This is a genomic window from Nocardia sp. NPDC102475 (assembly GCF_055584605.1).
Genome location: NZ_JBVJLS010000003.1, coordinates 80,955 through 97,600 on the forward strand (window position 1 = coordinate 80,955; position 16,646 = coordinate 97,600).

At 65.5% G+C, this 16,646-nt stretch carries 14 protein-coding genes and 1 pseudogene; 3 read left to right on the forward strand and 12 right to left on the reverse strand.

All coding sequences use genetic code 11. The features are described 5' to 3' along the window. The first annotated feature begins 126 nt into the window (after positions 1-126). Positions 127-2,856, forward strand: coding sequence for a discoidin domain-containing protein (locus ACZ60G_RS06130; protein WP_465807740.1), 2,730 nt, complete (start codon positions 127-129; stop codon positions 2,854-2,856). An 80-nt stretch (positions 2,857-2,936) separates the two neighbouring features. Beyond that, entirely contained in the window at positions 2,937-3,404 is a 468-nt protein-coding gene (locus ACZ60G_RS06135) for a hypothetical protein (RefSeq protein ID WP_465807742.1), read from the forward strand. On the opposite strand, the gene ACZ60G_RS06140 is transcribed toward ACZ60G_RS06135, so the two are convergent. From ACZ60G_RS06140 to ACZ60G_RS06165, 6 genes and pseudogenes are all read right to left on the reverse strand, one after another. Further along, positions 3,401-3,802: an ABC transporter permease gene (locus ACZ60G_RS06140; RefSeq protein ID WP_465808367.1), complete on the reverse strand. Its 402-nt coding sequence runs from the start codon at positions 3,800-3,802 to the stop codon at positions 3,401-3,403. The genes ACZ60G_RS06135 and ACZ60G_RS06140 overlap by 4 nt on opposite strands. Positions 3,803-3,894: 92 nt before the next feature. Then, positions 3,895-4,593: pseudogene (locus tag ACZ60G_RS06145) on the reverse strand (ABC transporter permease); the annotation flags it as partial. Then, positions 4,590-5,468 carry an ABC transporter ATP-binding protein gene (locus ACZ60G_RS06150; protein ID WP_465807744.1) on the reverse strand — a complete coding sequence of 293 codons (879 nt, stop codon included), beginning with the start codon at positions 5,466-5,468 and terminating at the stop codon, positions 4,590-4,592. The gene ACZ60G_RS06150 and the pseudogene ACZ60G_RS06145, both read right to left, overlap by 4 nt. An 83-nt stretch (positions 5,469-5,551) precedes the next feature. After that, positions 5,552-6,562 (reverse strand): alpha/beta hydrolase, encoded by a 1,011-nt coding sequence (locus ACZ60G_RS06155; protein WP_465807746.1) that lies wholly within the window; start codon positions 6,560-6,562, stop codon positions 5,552-5,554. After that, entirely contained in the window at positions 6,559-7,509 is a 951-nt protein-coding gene (locus ACZ60G_RS06160) for an acyl-ACP desaturase (protein ID WP_465807748.1), read from the reverse strand. Before ACZ60G_RS06160 ends, ACZ60G_RS06155 begins: the two co-directional genes overlap by 4 nt. Positions 7,510-7,554: 45 nt before the next feature. After that, the gene (locus tag ACZ60G_RS06165; protein ID WP_465807750.1) at positions 7,555-8,526 is read right to left on the reverse strand and encodes an RsbRD N-terminal domain-containing protein; all 972 of its coding nucleotides are present in this window, start codon (positions 8,524-8,526) and stop codon (positions 7,555-7,557) included. Between the two features lie 402 nt (positions 8,527-8,928). On the opposite strand from ACZ60G_RS06165, the gene ACZ60G_RS06170 reads away from it, so the two are divergent. Then, positions 8,929-10,479 carry an acyl-CoA carboxylase subunit beta gene (locus ACZ60G_RS06170; RefSeq protein ID WP_465807752.1) on the forward strand — a complete coding sequence of 517 codons (1,551 nt, stop codon included), beginning with the start codon at positions 8,929-8,931 and terminating at the stop codon, positions 10,477-10,479. A gap of 204 nt (positions 10,480-10,683) precedes the next feature. Here ACZ60G_RS06170 and ACZ60G_RS06175 read toward each other — a convergent pair whose 3' ends face one another. From ACZ60G_RS06175 to ACZ60G_RS06200, 6 genes are all read right to left on the reverse strand, one after another. After that, a complete protein-coding gene (locus tag ACZ60G_RS06175) occupies positions 10,684-11,292 on the reverse strand; it encodes an Rv1733c family protein (RefSeq protein ID WP_465807754.1) in 609 nt (202 codons plus the stop codon). Beyond that, positions 11,289-11,936 carry a TetR/AcrR family transcriptional regulator gene (locus tag ACZ60G_RS06180; RefSeq protein ID WP_465807755.1) on the reverse strand — a complete coding sequence of 216 codons (648 nt, stop codon included), beginning with the start codon at positions 11,934-11,936 and terminating at the stop codon, positions 11,289-11,291. The genes ACZ60G_RS06175 and ACZ60G_RS06180 overlap by 4 nt, the downstream gene beginning before the upstream one ends. 55 nt (positions 11,937-11,991) lie before the next feature. Then, entirely contained in the window at positions 11,992-12,834 is an 843-nt protein-coding gene (locus ACZ60G_RS06185) for an SAM-dependent methyltransferase (protein WP_465807756.1), read from the reverse strand. Between the two features lie 135 nt (positions 12,835-12,969). Then, positions 12,970-13,911, reverse strand: a complete 942-nt coding sequence (locus ACZ60G_RS06190; protein WP_465807757.1) for a helix-turn-helix domain-containing protein — start codon at positions 13,909-13,911, stop codon at positions 12,970-12,972. Positions 13,912-14,024: 113 nt separating this feature from the next. Then, a complete protein-coding gene (locus tag ACZ60G_RS06195; protein WP_465807759.1) occupies positions 14,025-15,050 on the reverse strand; it encodes a fused (3R)-hydroxyacyl-ACP dehydratase subunits HadA/HadB in 1,026 nt (341 codons plus the stop codon). Positions 15,051-15,147: 97 nt separating this feature from the next. Further along, positions 15,148-16,551 carry a lipase family protein gene (locus tag ACZ60G_RS06200; RefSeq protein WP_465807760.1) on the reverse strand — a complete coding sequence of 468 codons (1,404 nt, stop codon included), beginning with the start codon at positions 16,549-16,551 and terminating at the stop codon, positions 15,148-15,150. Positions 16,552-16,646 lie beyond the last annotated feature (95 nt).

Genomic DNA, 16,646 nt, shown 5'->3' on the forward strand with positions numbered 1-16,646 from the left:
TCCACCGCGCGGATCGTTGTGGATGGAACAATGGAAATCACACCTGCGTAACCCGGTAGCCGGTCCTGCGGTCGTCGACGCGTATCGCGGCTCGGCACGAACGTCGAGCTCGACGTGGAGGCGCGAATGTCCCGGATCGGCCAGTTGTTCCAACGTGTGAGCCGCCGCACCACCATTCTGTTGGGTATCGCGCTAGCGGCGGTCATCATGCTGGCGGCAACAGCGGTGCTGGTCGCGGTGCGTCACACCGATCGAGTTGCCAGTGGTGCGTGTCCGGATGATCCATCGGCGTCGGCTCCCGGCTGGGCGCCGTCGAACGATCAGGTGGACGTGCCGATCGATGCACATCCGTTCGTCGGGAACGGCTATCTCGGATTGCGTGTGCCGCCGCGCGGCATGGGATACACCGCGACCGATGAGACGACCGGCTGGCCGCTCTACACGCCCGCATACGATGGCGCTTTCGTCGCCGGCCTCTATGCGCACACTCCGGGTGTGGCCGACAATCGCGAGGTCGCGGCGGCCATTCCGAACTGGTCCGGATTGCTGGTCGGTGTCGGCGAGCACACCTACTCGCCGACCACACCCGCTGCTCAGATCTCGAACTTCACGCAAACGCTGCACCTGCGCTGTGGACTGGTGCGGACCCGGCTGACCTGGAGCGCGCCCGATGGCAAGGCCACCGATCTGGTCTACGACGTGCTCACCGACCAGGCAGATCAGCATGTCGGCGCGGTGCACGTCACGGTGCTGCCGCACTGGTCGGGCGAGATGGTCGTCTCCGATCTCGTCGACGGCGCGGGTGCGCGTCGGGTCGGCCGGTCCGAGGTGGGCGCTCGCGATGACGACACGATTCGGGTCGGCTTCCGTGCTGACGGCACCGATGTCGGCGGCGATATCGTCTCTGTGCTGCGGCCAGGGGCGGGTATCGCTTCGAACGCGATTCAGCCGATGCCACTAGGCCGCGAGCTCAGTGCGCGCCAGGATGTCCGGTTTCCGGTGCGCGACGGCGGCACGTATCAGTTGACGAAGTTCGTCGGGGTCGACACCACCCGTACCTCTCCCGATCCGGCGGCGACCGCGCTCGAGTCGGCACAGCGGGCCGTGCGGACAGGGTGGGCGAACCTGCTCGCGGAAACATCCGCGGCCTGGCGGGCGCGGTGGCGCGGTGACATCGAGGTGCCCGGTCAACCCGATGTGCAGACCTGGACGCGCGGTGCGCTGTATTCGCTGTATTCGAGCACGAACTCCCAACAGGACAACAGCATTTCGCCGGTCGGGCTCAGCAGCGACAACTATGGCGGCGCGGTGTTCTGGGATGCGGATATCTGGATCTTCCCCGGATTGCTACAGTTCGCACCGGAATTGGCGAAAACGGTGGTGGACTACCGCTTTCGGACATTGCCCGCCGCTCAGGCCAACGCCCAGCGGCTCGGCTACCGCGGCGCTTTCTATCCGTGGACCAGTGCGAGCCATGGCGATCTCGACGAATGCCACAGCTGGGATCCGCCGCACTGCCTGACCCAGATCCATCTGCAAGGCGATACGTCCCTGGCGGCCTGGCAGTACTACGAGGCCACCGGCGATACCGGCTATCTGCGCGAACGCGGCTGGCCAGTGCTGCGCGCGCTCGCCGAATTCTGGGCCTCGCGGGTGACGCGCAACGATGACGGCAGCTACTCGATTCGCAATGTCGCGGGTCCCGACGAGTACAGCAACGGGGTTGACGACTCGGTCTACACAAATGCTGTCGCCGCCCTCGCCCTGCGCAATGCCACCCGCGCGGCGGAGATTCTGGGCAAACCGCACCGGCCCGAGTGGACCGCGATCGCCGATGGGCTGCGCATGCCGTTCGATCGCAATCAACGGATCTTCGTCCAATTCGACGGCTATACAGGCACTCCCATCAAACAGGCCGACACCGTGCTACTGATCTATCCCCTGGACTGGCCGATGCCGCCGGACGTCGCGGCCAATGTGCTCGAATATTATTCGGAGCGAACCGATCCCGACGGTCCTGCGATGACCGATTCGGTGCACGCCATCGACGCGGCGACAATCGGCGTCCCCGGCTGCGTCACCGACACCTTCCTCGAGCGCGCCGCGCGCCCGTTCGTCCGCGCCCCCTTCGGCCAGTTCGCCGAGGCCCGCGGCGCCAAGGTCGGAGCGAAGGACCCACTCGCCGGTGCGCCCGCCTTCACATTCGTCACCGCGGCAGGCGGCTTCCTGCAGACCTTCACCAACGGCCTGCTCGGCCTGCGCTTCGACACCGACGAACTCCGGATCGACCCAACCCTTCCGCCCGAACTCCCCGACGGCCTCACCATCCGTGGAATCCACTGGCAGGGCCGAACTTTCGACGCCACCATCGGCCCCGATAAAACCGAACTGACCTTGACCGACGGACAACCGCTACAGGTCCGAACCGATACCGAAACCCACCGCCTCGACAGTGAACTGACCGTCCCGACCCGCCGCCCGGACCGCGCTCCCACCGACAACCTGGCCCGCTGCAAACCGGTCACCACCAGCTCCGACGAACCCGGCAAATACGCCGAAGCCGCCGTAGACGGCACCCCCGCCACCAGCTGGTCCCCCAACGCTCCCAACGCCACCCTCACCGTCGACCTGGGCCAGGAAACCCATATCGCCCGAATCCTCCCGCACTGGACCGCCCCCACCCCAACCACATTCACCACCTCCCTCGACAATCAGACCTGGACCCCGATCACCCCCGACCCGACCACCGGCACTCTCCCCACTCCCCTATCAACCCGCTACATACGCCTGGAACTCACAACCCCAACCCCCCATCCCACCCTCCGAGAACTCGAAATCACCGGCCCCCGAACCTGATCCGCACTCCTGGGCACTCCCGTCAGTTCCGGTGCACAATACGGGCACGTCACCCCCGGTCGGGCCCTAGCATGAGACGGATGCGTCGGTTGCTTTCGCTCCTGTTTCTCCCACTCGCAGCCTGTACCGACCCGACACCGACGCCGAGCGCAACAACCGTTACGACCACGGAATACGTCCGCACACCGGCGGATTGCACCAAGTTGGAAATCACCGCGCTCGTTGTCGAGCCCGGGCACGGCTATATCTTCGGCACACATGCCGAATGGCTGCCCAAGGGGCAGCTCGTTCGCGTTCGAGTGGCGATTGCCAACGCCGACAACACATTCCATACGACCCGCACCACCGACTATCAACTCGACGACGCAGCGGGCACCGCACATCCGGTCAGCAACGATGCGATGGCCATCAAACGTCAACCGACCGAGGTGACCATCGGTGCCGGGAACCGGCTGGAACTCGATCTTTGGTACGACATTCCACTCGACACCACACCGAAGCTCCTGCGCGACAGTGCCTGTGCCACCACGACGACGCTTCCCGGTTAGTCCTCCACCTTCAGCGCCTGTCGGATCGTCAGTCGCCCTTGGGTTTGCATCAGGGAGCGGCGGTAGATCTTTTCCGCGATCACGACGATGCCGTAGGTCGCGACCGCCATGAGGGCCAGCGCTATCAGCGGCTCCCACCAGGATGCGGTGCCTTCGGCCAGGCGGGCGGGCATGGTGACGATGGACAGCACGGGCACATAGGACGCGACCACTCGAGCGGTACCGGAGAGGAAGATCCCGGCGAACAGCACCAGCATGATGAGCAGCGAGAGCGGTGTCGCGGTGGATTGGATGTCCTCACTGCGGGTCGCGAGCGAACCGGCGACCGCCCACAGGCTGGCGAGGGCCAGGAAACCGACGACGAAGAAGACGATGAACCAGCCTGCGGCACCGGCGATTTCGCCGACCTGATCCCCTTGCCGGTAACCGTCAAACCGACCAACCCGGCGCCGACGAAGAGCGCGAGCTGCCCGAAGGCCATGATCGTATTGCCGATCACCTTCCCGATCAACAACTGCCGCAACGGAATCGCGCTGGCGAGGATTTCCACGATGCGGTTCTGCTTCTCCTCGACCACGCTCTGGGCGATCGACATGCCGAACAGGAACGAGGCCATATAGAACAGGAATGCGAAGACGAAGGACACCACCTTCGCCAGACCGGGATCAACGGCAGATGGATCGAGCAGATCGTACGCGACCACGCTACCGCGACTCAGCGCCTCCATCGATGTACCCGCGGAAATCGCATTGCGCTGCACCGTAATCTGCCGGACCGCGGCCGTCAGATATGTCGCGGCATTATCGTCCTGCCCCGCTTTACCGACCAGCCGCCACTCGCCCGACCCAGCGGGAATCAACCCGACATCGACCGCGTCGTCACGCACCTGCCGCTCCACGGCGCCCACATCGGACTCCGGATGCCCCGTGAAAATGACGTTTTTATCGGCGCTTTCGGCAAGACTGTTCGCGGTCGTAACGATCTGATCCGCACCCGCACCCGTGATCGCCACCTCGACCTTGTCGGTGCGACTGCTCACGAATCCGCTGATGGCCAGCGACGCGACAATCGCAACGATGGTGATAACGGTGGAGATCAGAAAGTTCCGGTCGCGTAGCTTCACCACGACCTCACGCTCGGTGACGATCCGCCACACCCCGCGCGGCACGGATTCCTCGCTCACGCTCATGCCGTCACCTCCCGATAGATCTCCGCCACCGACGGCCGCACCTCGGCGAACTCCCGCACCGAACCATGCGCCAATGCCTCGGTCAGCAATTCATCGGTTGTCGCACCGGTCAGTTCCAACAGCACACCCGATCCATTGCGCTCGAACACGCTCGCCCCGGCGAACTCACCGAGCCACCCGGAATCTCCGCCGAGCACCAACCGGTAGCGCGTCCCACCCGTCGCACGCAACTCCTCGACCGCACCCTGCCCGACCACTCGACCGGCCGCCAGGATCACCAACTGATCGCACAACCGCTCCACCAGATCGAGCTGATGCGAGGAGAACAGCACCGGCACACCCTGTGCCGCGTACTCCCGCAGCAGTTCCGCCATCGAATCGACGGCAACGGGATCCAGACCGGAGAACGGTTCGTCGAGTATCAGCACATCCGACTCGGCGATCACCGCCGCCGCGATCTGCACCCGCTGCTGATTACCGAGCGAAAGCGACTCCAGCTTGTCCTTCCCGCGATCCCCGAGCGCGAATCGGTCCAGCAGGTCGGCCGCATGCCGCTTGGCTTCGGCGACGGATCGTCCGCGCAGCCGCGCGAGATAGACGAGCTGATCGAGTACCGGCTGCTTCGGATACAGCCCGCGTTCCTCGGGCATATAACCGAACGAACGCCGATCCGCGACGGTCACCGGCCGCCCCCGCCACCTGACCTCCCCGCCGTGAATGGCCAGCACCCCCATGATCATTCGCATCGTCGTGGTCTTACCCGCGCCATTGCCGCCGACGAATCCGGTCAGTGTCCCCGGCAGCACCGGAAACGACACGTCGTCCACCGCCACCTTGTCCCCGAAACGGCGCATCAGGTGCGCAACTTCCAGCATCGAAGCTCCCCTCCGTCGATTTCCCCCAACCCTACCGACGCGCCCCCCGAGACAAGCCTCACCAGCTCAGAGTGTCGAGTGAATCAGTGCGGGTCGGGCAGACCCAGCGCCGGTGCCAGCACGCGCCAGGCCCGCGGCAGTTGGGCCTCGAAGTCGGGCCAGGTGTGCATACCCATCGGGGCGTAGTCGACGGTGGCCGGGATATTCAGCTCGGCCAGTCGTGCCGCGAAGCGTTCGGTACACGAGCGCGCACCGGCTTCGAGGGCCAAACCCCCGCCCGCCGTTTTCAAGGCTTCGCCGAGGTCGGACGCGCGCGATACCGCAACAAGGTCGGCATCGGTCGGCAGGCCGGTCGCCGCGGAAAGGTAAATCGAGGTGCCGCGCAGCTGCGGAGCGCCGAGCAGGCTGTCGTGCGCACTCCACTCCGGCGATCCGGGTGGGCCCCAGAGGTTTTCGACATTGCCACCGCGCGACGCGACGGTGATCGTGGTGACCGCCCGGCCCAGATCGTCTGCGGTGGAATAACATCCACTCATTCCCGCGACCGCACGGTAGCGCCCTGGATTCCGCTGGGCCAGCATCATGGCCGCTTGCGCACCCATGGACACACCCGCGATCGCCCGCCGCTCATCGGTTTTCAGATACGACTCGATAATCGGCGGCAGCTCGGCGGTGAGAAAGGTTTCCCAGCGGTTGACCCCGAGGGTGGCGTCGCGCCACAGCCAATCGCTGTACATGCTCCCGGTGCCGCCGCTGGTCAACACCACATCGACCGGTTTATCCGCGAAGAACTCCGCCGCCCGCCCCTTGGTCAGCCACCCCGAGACCGCCTCGCCATCGACGCCATCGAGCAGATACAGCAGCGGACGCGGTCCGGAACCGCTGCCGTGCAACACATCCACCGTAATGACGCGGCGCATGGCGGCCGAGGCGATGGCGAAACGTTCGTGCCGCGGCCCGACCGTCTCGATGCTGATCGTTCCGGTCCGCGTCATGGCCGGATCGACGGCGGGCGGATCCGCGAGCGCGGGCACGGTCGCCAGCGCGGCGATGAGGGCCATCGCCGCCGCGGTGATCGGTGCTCGAAAACTCATAGTACGACGGCGGCCCGCTCTGCCTGTCTGGCCGCGGCCCGGTCGCGCTGCTCCTCGAAACGTGTTGCCTTGACGGACAATTCGTCGAGGTAGGCGCCGAGCTCGTCGCGGGCGCGCTCGCCGTCGTCGGACAGATCGGTGCGCTCGAAGACATTCCAGGCGCGCAACACCGGCCGCAGTACGACATCCAGATGCTGGCGCAAGTCGTAGATGCCGTTCTTGGCCAGTACCACCGCGTTTCGGCGGAAGTTGGGCTGGGTGAGTCCGGGCATCTGGAACCGCGTGACGATATCGGTGACCGCACGCATGGCCTCGTCGGGTGCGAGGTCGAGGGCGGCGGCACTGAGGTTGCGATAGAAGATCATATGCAGGTTCTCGTCGGCGGCAATCCGTTGCAGCATACGCTCGGCGATGGGCTCATTACAGGCAGCGCCGGTATTTCTGTGACTTATTCTGGTCGCCAGCTCCTGCAATGTCACATATGCGACCGAACGCAGGAACTGCGGTCCCTTCTCCGGTTTCGCGACACCCGTCGTCATATGTGCCATTCTGGCCTGCTCCAGGGCCACCGGATCCACCGCACGAGTGACCACCAGATAATCGCGCATGACGATCGCATGGCGGTTTTCCTCCGCGGTCCAGCGCCCGACCCAGGTGCCCCAGACACCGTCCACTGAGAACGACTCCGAGATCTCCCGGTGATAGGAGGGCAGATTGTCCTCGGTGAGCAAGTTGGTCACCATGGCGGTCCGCGCGACCTCCGACAGCAGAGATTGTTCCGGGTCCCAATCGATACCGCCCATGGCGGCGAAATTCCGGCCGTCGTCCCACGGCACATAATCGTGTGGGTGCCACGCCTTGGCCTTGCGCAGATGCTCGTCGAGATGACGTTCGGCGACGGGCTCCAGTTCGCGCAAGATGTCGAGGTCGGTCAACGTGGTCGTCACACGTGCTCCTTTGTTCACCCCTGAATCGACGATAAGCGGGCTCGTTCAGGCCGTACGGGTGATTCGTCGATCATTGGGCGAGGTGACGACAGCTCGACGACCTGGCTGGAAACCGTCACAACCCGGCAGATCGGCCAGCCGATAGAGCCCCGGCGCCCGGCCTTCGGCGAGAAGTCGGGCGAGCCGTTCCTGTGCCGAGCCGGCCAATTCGGGAATCCGCGCGGTCTCCCCGGAGGCCACCACCGCGGTCAGCGGTACCTCGGCGGCCTCGCTGACCAGATCGAGCACCTCTGGAGTGAGCGCGAGCGGTGTTATCGCGGATACCTCGTCGATCGGCACCAGGACCGTGCCGCCCTCATCGGACAACAGCGACAGTGCCCGGGAACCGAGCGGCATCGCCAGCGCCGCCTGGACCCGGCGCAACTTCCGGCGGGCCGCGGACGGCGCACCGAGACCGCGTCTTCGCTCGTCCGGATGTGCGGGAATCGCGAGGGCGACGACCTGATAAGACGCGGCGACGCTGATACCGGCGCGACCGGCCAGCCGTGCGACGCCGTGCCCGCTGAGCAGCGCCGATACCAGCGTCTGCGCGGCGGTCTGCTGTTCGCGGGCGACCTGGCGGTGTTCGTCCAGATAGGCCGTGGACGTCGCCGTCGTCACCATTTCCAGCACGCGCACGATCAATCCGGCCGCGGCCGCCACCTGATCGGCATCCTCATCCGCTGCCTGTTCGGCGAGGAATTCCAGCCCCACGCGCACTCCGTCGTGATAGGCGTCCAGCACGGTTTCCAGCGCCACGCCCTCACGGGCCCACCGCGCGGCCGATCCGGTGATCATCTCAGGCTGCTCAGGGGCCGGAACCAACTGCGGTTCCAGCACTTGCGCGGCCTCCGCCAAACAGGTGCGCGTGATAGTACCGAGATCTCCGCGCCGCGTGCGCCGGGCCTGAAAAGTCAAATGTTCGACCAGTTTCGATTCCAGGCTCTTGCTGCCCGAACCAGCCTGTTTGCCCGCCATGACTTCGAAAGGTTAGTGGAGTTCGGACCGAAATCGCATACCCGGTCCGGTAATTAGGAAAGTCATCACACCATGCCGACCAGCTTGGGCGAAATCACAAGCAGTGCAGCGATTCTCGGTCCAATATTTCCGGTCATTAGGATGACCGGATATAGTCGGCGTGACCGGGTGCTCCACGGGGACACTGACGCGGGTGCGACACTTCGGTGCGACGGCTGTAACGCCCGGCGACGATCCACCGACGGCACCGAGGACGGCATACCCAGCGGACCGGTGAGCCGTCCCATGACTAAAGTTGAGTCCCTGTGCTGCGGGTCCTCCACCCGATAGCATCGAGCGCCTTGTACCGTTCGGTGGACCCGGACAGTACAGGCGACTAGTTCGAAGGATGGCATACCCCATATGAGCGGAACGCGAGAAAAGCTCGAGGAACTCCGGGACATCCTGGAGCTCGCCGAGGAACCCGCTGGCGAGACCGGCATCGCGAAACGCAAGAACAAGGGCATACCAAGTGCGCGCGAGCGCGTGCGCATGCTGCTGGACCAGGGCTCCTTCGTGGAAATGGGGGCGCTGGTTCGACAGCCGGGCAGCACCGACGGCATGTACGGCGACGGTGTGGTGACCGGCCGCGGCTACATCGACGGCCGGCCGGTCGTCGTCATCGCCCACGACCAGACCGTGCACGGCGGTTCGGTCGGCGAGATGTTCGGCCGAAAGGTCGCCGCCGCAATGGAATTCGCGCAGGAGAACGCCTGCCCGGTGGTGTCGATCAACGATTCCGGCGGCGCCCGCATCCAGGAGGCGGTGACCTCGCTGGCCTGGTACGCGCTGATGTGCCGACGCCAGGAGGATCTGTCCGGCTTCGTGCCGATGATCGCGGTCATGCTCGGTAAATGCGCGGCCGGTTCGGTATACGGCCCGATCAATATGGATGTGCTGGTCGCGACCGAGAAGTCGTACATGTTCGTCACCGGTCCGGAGGTGATCAAGGGCGTGACGGGCGAGGTGGTCAGCGCCGATGATCTCGGTGGCGCCGCCGCCCTGCAGGCCAATGGGACGGTGCACCATGTCGCCGCCGATGAGCAGGCCGCCTTCGACTGGGTCCGCAGCTATCTGAGCTACCTGCCGTCGAGCTGCCTCGAACAGGCTCCGGTGGTGAATCCGGGACTGGAACCCGAAACCACGTCACACGACCTCGAGCTGAACTCGATCATTCCGGATTCCGACCGGTCCGGTTACGACATGCACGAGGTGCTGCTGCGCATCTTCGACGACGGCGATTTCCACGAGATCAGCGCTGGTACCGCCCAGAACTTGATCACCGGATTCGCCAGGGTCGACGGTCGCAGTGTGGGCGTGGTCGCCAATCAGCCGCAGGTACTCGGCGGTGCGCTGGACGGACTGTGCTCGGATAAGGCGGCATATTTCATCCGGCTGTGCGACGCCTTCGGCCTGCCGCTGATCTTCGTCGTCGACACCCCGGGTGTGCTGCCCGGTCTCGAAGAGGAACGCAACGGCGTCATCAAGCGCGGCGGCCGGTTCTTCCGAGCGGTCATCGAGGCCACGGTGCCGATCGTCTCGATCGTGACACGCAAGGCCTACGGCGGCGGCTATGCGGTGATGGGCTGCAAACCGCTGGGCGCGGACCTGGCGCTGGCCTGGCCGACGGCACAGATCGCGGTCATGGGCGCCGAGAGCATGGTCGGCATCATCGGCCGCAGGCAGCTGGAGGCGACCCCGCCCGACCAGCGCGCCACCGTGCGCCAGCAGATGATCGACTTCTACAACGCCACCGTCGCCACTCCGTGGACCGCGGCCGAACGCGGCTACATCGATGCCGTCGTCGAACCGTCGCAGACCCGGCTCGAGATCCGCAGGGCGCTGCGCCTGCTGCGCGAGAAGGGCGCGGTCAGGAAGCACAACCCGCGCAAGCACAGCCTCTTCCCGGTCTAGTCGTCGGCCCGTTTGTGTTGTGTCACAGCACAAACGGGTATCGGTCGTGTGATGTCAGATGTTCGTTCGCTCGCCACGCGGCCCGATACCGCTGTGCCATAACGTCATCCGTGCCCGACCCGTGTTCGCCGCACGACGGCCGGGTACGCGGCGTGCCCACCGAGGGTGTCCCTACCCACTCCGGTGGGCGCGCCGCACTTGAAACTAGGCCTGATCCGGACGCGTCCCGTGGTTGCCCCACATGCGTTCCACCGTGGCCCATTCGGTCTCCCACAAGCGGGCCCTGCGCCGATCGAGCGCGCGGCGCAGCAGTGCGTAGCCGCAGCCGAAGCAGACCGCGATCCCGAAGACCATGCCGGTGGTGATCAGCAATGCCTTGCTCAGTGCCCGGGTGTCCGACGGCGGCTCGGTGACCTTGCCCGAGCCGTCGAGCCAAATCTTCACCGTGGCACCGGCTTTCATCACTCCGGTGGCCTGGTAGTCGCTGGTATGCGTGACACCGTCGGCGTCGCGCCATTGCACCCGGGCCGGAGTGATGGGCGCGTAGAGCGGCGCTTTGCCGACCTCGAGCACGGTCGCGTCGACCTCGTGTAACTGCGCCGCCTCGGCCCGCGCAATGCGGTCTTCGGTCTGGTAGATCCGGCCGCCGACCGCCATCGACAGCAGCGGGGCGATGATCAGGAACAACAGCGTGAGCACCGCGGCGACCACCAGTTGCAGGCGATCCTCGCGGCGGCGCATCGGATTTCGATCCAGGCCGACCCTGCGGCAGGTACGGCGGACAACGCTGGGTGACCCGGTTGCTGCGGTCATGACGATGACACCTCGCTCTGGAATTCAGCTGTCAGCCCGTTAAGGGTGTCGAAGAATGTGTCGATGAGATCGGGGAGTCCGTCGGTGTCCGAGCCCGCGCCCCAGACCTGTAGTGCTGCGATGAGCAGTCCGGTCCCGGCCGCGACGGCCGCCTCCGGACGCCGGTCCACCGCGGGATCGACATCGAGTCTGGCGGCGATGATCCGCACGGATTCGCGCTGCCCGTCGAGCCGGATGCGCTGATAGCCCGCGGCCAGTGTCGGTTCCGCCTCGAAGAGTTGGAACAGCGCCCAGCGTCGGGCCAGGCGCGCCGCCTTCGCACCGGTGTGTTCGGTGGCCAGCCAGTCGTGCAAGGCATTGCGGTAGGCGACCAGCGGCGACTCGCCCACCGGGCGGCGGCACAGCGCCTCGTTGAACAGGTGCACGTCCTGGTCGATTTCACCGAGTACGGCATCCTCGATGGAGGAGAAATGACGACTGAAGGTCCGCCGGGTGACCCCGGCGCGCTCCGCGATGTCCTCGACGGCCACCGAACCCAACCCACGCTCGTTGAGCAGGTCGAATGCGGCGCGCGACATTGCCGCGCGACTGCGCAGCGTGCGCAGCCGGCGGCCGTCGAGGTCGACCGCGTCGTCGATACCCATATCCGCAGTCTACGCCCTATTGTCTCACTGGGACATTAGTTCGGTGTGATTCGTATCAGGGCTTCCGTGCCAGCGCGGTGACGATGAGCTGCTCCCAGACGGTGAGCTCGCGCCCGGAGCTGCCGACCGACGCCGCGTCACCGGCGGCCACATCCGGTCGCCACTGCGCCGACGGGACGATATCGGGTTCGAGGACTTCGAGGTCGCCGAAGAGGTCGCGAATCTCCTCGGTATCGCGCCAGCGGCCGCGCCCGAAGGTGGCCTGCAGCTTCTGTTCGGCCGCGGTGGTCTCCGGATTGTGCCCGGATCGGAAGTGCGTGATCAGTATGTGACTGCCGGAAGGAATCTGGTCGTTCCAGAAGCGCACCACGGCGGCCGGGTCCTCGTCGTCGTTGAAGTGGTGCAGGATCGAACTGAAGATGACGCCGACGGGCTGGTCGAAATCGATCAGCCGCACAACATCCGGATGATCGCGGATCGATTTGGGATCGCGGGCGTCGGCCTGGATCACCGTGGTGTTCCTATCGGTAGCCAGCAGCGCGCGACCGTGCGCGAGCACGATCGGATCGTTGTCGACGTAGACCACCCGGGCGTCGGCGGTGTGCCGCTTCGCGACCTGATGCACATTGTCGGCGGTCGGCAGACCGCTGCCGAAGTCGATGAACTGCCGCATCCCCGCGCGGGCCATATCGCGCACCCCGCGGATCAGCGCCTGCCTGCTGGTGAAGGCGATCGCCACCGAACCGGGCAGGTTCAGCTTGAAGTGATCACCGATCTCCTGGTCGACCAGGTAGTTGTCCTTACCGCCGAGCAGATAGTCATAGACCCTGGCGATACTCGGTTTGCTCTGATCGATTTCCCGATCGAGCCGAGTCGGGGGCGCAGCATCGTCGGTCATGTCAACACCTTCGTCCACGGGACCTGTGCGGTTCCTATCGTATGAGACCCGGCATCACACCGTACGCACTTGACGAACCCGGCATGGCAGCGCACCACGCCGAGTTCGATTGTCCCGCTTATTGTTTTCGGCGTATCACCGCGAATCGCCGGGCGCGGCCGGGTGATCGAGCGTCTCCGGATGCCGATCGCACAGGGCGCGCAGCAACCCCGGGGTGTACTCCGGTGGCGCGGCATGCACCGATAGTTGATTGGCCACCGCGCGATACGCGTCGAGGTCGGCGGTCTTGTCCAGATACAGCGCACTGGTGAGTTGCTGCAGATAGACGATGTCGGGGAGATCGGCTTCGGCGAAGCGCAACATGGTGAACGCACCGTCGGCCAACGCCGGACCACCGACATGATCGGGCAGCACCTGCACGGTGATGTGCGGCTCCTCGGCGATGCGCAGCAAATACTCGAGCTGGGCCCGCCATACCGTCGACCCGCCGATCGGTCGGCGCAGCGCGGCCTCCTCGACGATCAGCCACAGCTGCGGCGGATGCGGGCGACGCAAGATCTCTTGACGGCGCAGCCGCAGCGCGACCCGCCGTGCGATCCCCTCCGCCGATTCGGCCGGATGCGCCATGGCCAGCAATGCCCGCGCATAGTCCGCGGTCTGCAGCAGTTCCGGTACCGCCCTCGGCTCATAGCCGCGAATCAGCTTTGCGGCCTGCTCTAGTCCGAGATAAGTGTCGAACCACTTCGGCAACCAATCGCTGTCGCGATGCCACCAGCCCGAGGCGTTGGCCTGGCGCGCGAGCTCCCTGAACTCCTCGCGCTCTTCCGGGTCGGTGACCCCGTAGAGCGTAAGCAGATCGAGTAGATCGCGTTCCCGGAAACCGGTGCGCCCCAATTCGAGTCGGCTGATCTTGGAGTGCGAGCCGCGGATCGCCTCGCCCGCATCCTCGCGGGAGATGTCACAAGTCTCGCGCAACCGTCGCATCCGGCCGCCGAGCATCATCCGCAGCACGGTCGGTCCACCGTCGGCAGCAGGGTTCTTGCCGGAAAATGAATGTCGCACTTCCGAAGCACGCATTCGATGAGTCTGCCATGAAATAGCCGCGACTCTCTAGATCCAAAATGCCCTATTTCCACAAGTATTCGTACATCTGCAAGGACATTCCCCAATGTCTTCGGCCCAGCTCCGGTTCAGCGCAGCAGCACCTCCGCACTGGCCCGGCCGAACAGCTTGCGACCGTCGCAGATCGCGGTGAGCGCGATGGTCGCCGCACGGCGATCCGGATCCAATGCCTTGACCCGCCCGCGGAATTCGATCTCGCACTGCCGGGTCGCCGAGACCGGGGCGAATCCGGCGAACCGCACACCGTATTCGGTGATCGCGGCCGGATCGCCGAGCCAGTCGGTGAGATAGCTCGCGCCCAGACCCATGGTCAGCAGGCCGTGCGAGACCACACCGGGCAGTCCCGCGGCGACCGCGACATGCTCGCTGAAGTGGATCGGATTCGAATCACCCGATACCCCAGCGTAATTCACCAGATCACCGCGCGAGAGCGGTACGACGCGGGCGGGCAGTTCGGTACCGACCTGCACCTCGTCGAACTCGATGCCGCACGGCACCCGCACCGGTGGCTCGTCCACACCGTCCTCGGGCAACATCTCGTCGAAGCATTCGACGACACCGCCGTCCAACGCATGCTCCGGCCGCCGGGTGGCGTCCTGCCGTTGGCTCAGCGCCTCGCCGCTCATGATGACGCCGTCGACCGCAGTGACCAGTTCGGTGGCGACGTCGGCGCCGGTGTGGGCCACCACGGTGGTGTGCGCGGTCTGCAGCAGTTCCTTGTACTGGTTGGTGAGCAGACTCCGGATGACCATGAAGTCCATGTCGCCGAACTGCCGGAACGATTCGACACAGGTGTCGCAGCGCAGTTGATCACCGGCGACGAGCGGCCGGTGCGCCCGGATGCTCTGCTCGGTATGCAGCACCTGGCTGATGTCGTAGCCGGTCAGCACCGAATCGAACATCTTGCGCTGGAGCAGCAGCCAGATGATCGCGGAGAAGGTGGGCGGTGCGACGAGCCCGTCGTAGCCGAGCTCCCACGCCGCCTCCTCGTAATAGTGCGCAGGATGGACGCCGCGAACCGCACGGGCGAATTCGCGGACCTTCTCGCGCCCGACCTCGTAATGGTCGGACATCCGATAGTGGCGCCCCACCATTGCGCTAGCTTGTTCAGATCCACTCAAAACCGTCACGTGTCATAAATCGCGACCCGGGTGCGAGTTGCAACACCAATAGCTGATCGCCATAAATCTCTCAACATTCATCGGGCGCCGGCACTCCCTGCAGGCGCTGATCCAGCCAGATCATCGCGTCCGGATAGCCGAGCCCGCCTGCGATGATGTGTTCACCGAGGACGCTGCGATACACCGCCGAGACACCGAGGCCGCACTGCTCCTGGTAGAGGTTGCGCGCGCCCTCGGCCGGAATCCAGAATTCCTGCTCACCGTTGTAGATGTAGAGCGGTGTCGCGGACTTCATGCCCGTCATGCGCGTCACGTCATAGATCTCGGTGGCGACCTCGGAGTGCAGCGGATCCGGAATCTTGGCGGCGATATCGATCGGCAGCATCAACAACCCGACCGCACCGAATACGCTGCCGCACAGGTCTTTCAGCGGCGATGTCGCCGCCCACTGCGCCAGGTTGTTCATACTGGCCAGGATCTCCGGACGCTCCCGGCCGACGCCGAAGGTCGCGGCCAGGAAGACCCCCGAGGCGAGGTTGCCGTTCATGCTGCGCCCGAGGATTTCGTAGTCGGCGGGTACCCCGCCGAGCGCGGCACCGACGATCGATCCGGCCAATTCCGGGGCGTAGCTGTCGATCAGCTTCACCGCCCCCTTGGTGGCGATGGCGCCGCCGGAGTATCCGGTCATACCGAATCGGCTGTCGCCGAATTCGCCGGGACGCAATCCACGCACCGCGCGGATGGCATCGAGCACGGCATGTCCGGCGACGTAGGGCTCCGCGTAGGCCATCCACGGTCCCTCGTGATCCGGAATCAGCACCGCGTATCCGCGCAATGCCGCCAATTGCGTTGTGGGCGGAAGGAAGTCGGTGATGCTGGTATTGCGTGACCAACCGTGCGAGAAGGTGTAGCCGGGGGTGCAGTCCCGGCCCAGCGCATCGATCGGGAGGTTGTTCACCACGACCGGTCGGCTGCCCGGACCGGGCCATGCGGTGGCCGGAATGATCAATGTCGCAGTGGCATACGAGGCCGCGCCGCGCGAATCGGTGGTGCGGTATTTCAGCAGCAGCGCCTGCCGAATCGGCACCAACACCAGCGGTGCGGCCGTCGCGCTGACATCGCGCACCTCCACGAGCTCGCCGGGCGCGTAATCGTCCAGATTCTCCGGCCATATGTCGAAGGCCGGATCACCGATGGCGCTCGGCGCCGAAGCCTGGCGCAGGGCGGCCAGCGCCGGGGACAGGGTGGTTGCCTCCTGCATCGGACCGGTGAAATGCGGCCCGACAGCGATCGGTGGGGGCGGGATGACGCTATCGATCCACTGCTGCAGATCCGGCAGTATCGAACCGGCATCGGCCGGAATCGGCAACGCGGGCAGGCCGGGAACAGCGGGCGGTGGTTCGGCCGACGCCTCCCCCACCGCGACCGGACACACAAGCAACAGCACGAAAATGATGACACGCAGGCACTTCATTGGCACACGCCCCAGGGTGCGACGTCGGGTTTCCCTGGCGCCCGGGTTTTTTGGTGCCTTCGACCCCCGAAATGCCCCTGAGTGCCGAGGCCAGA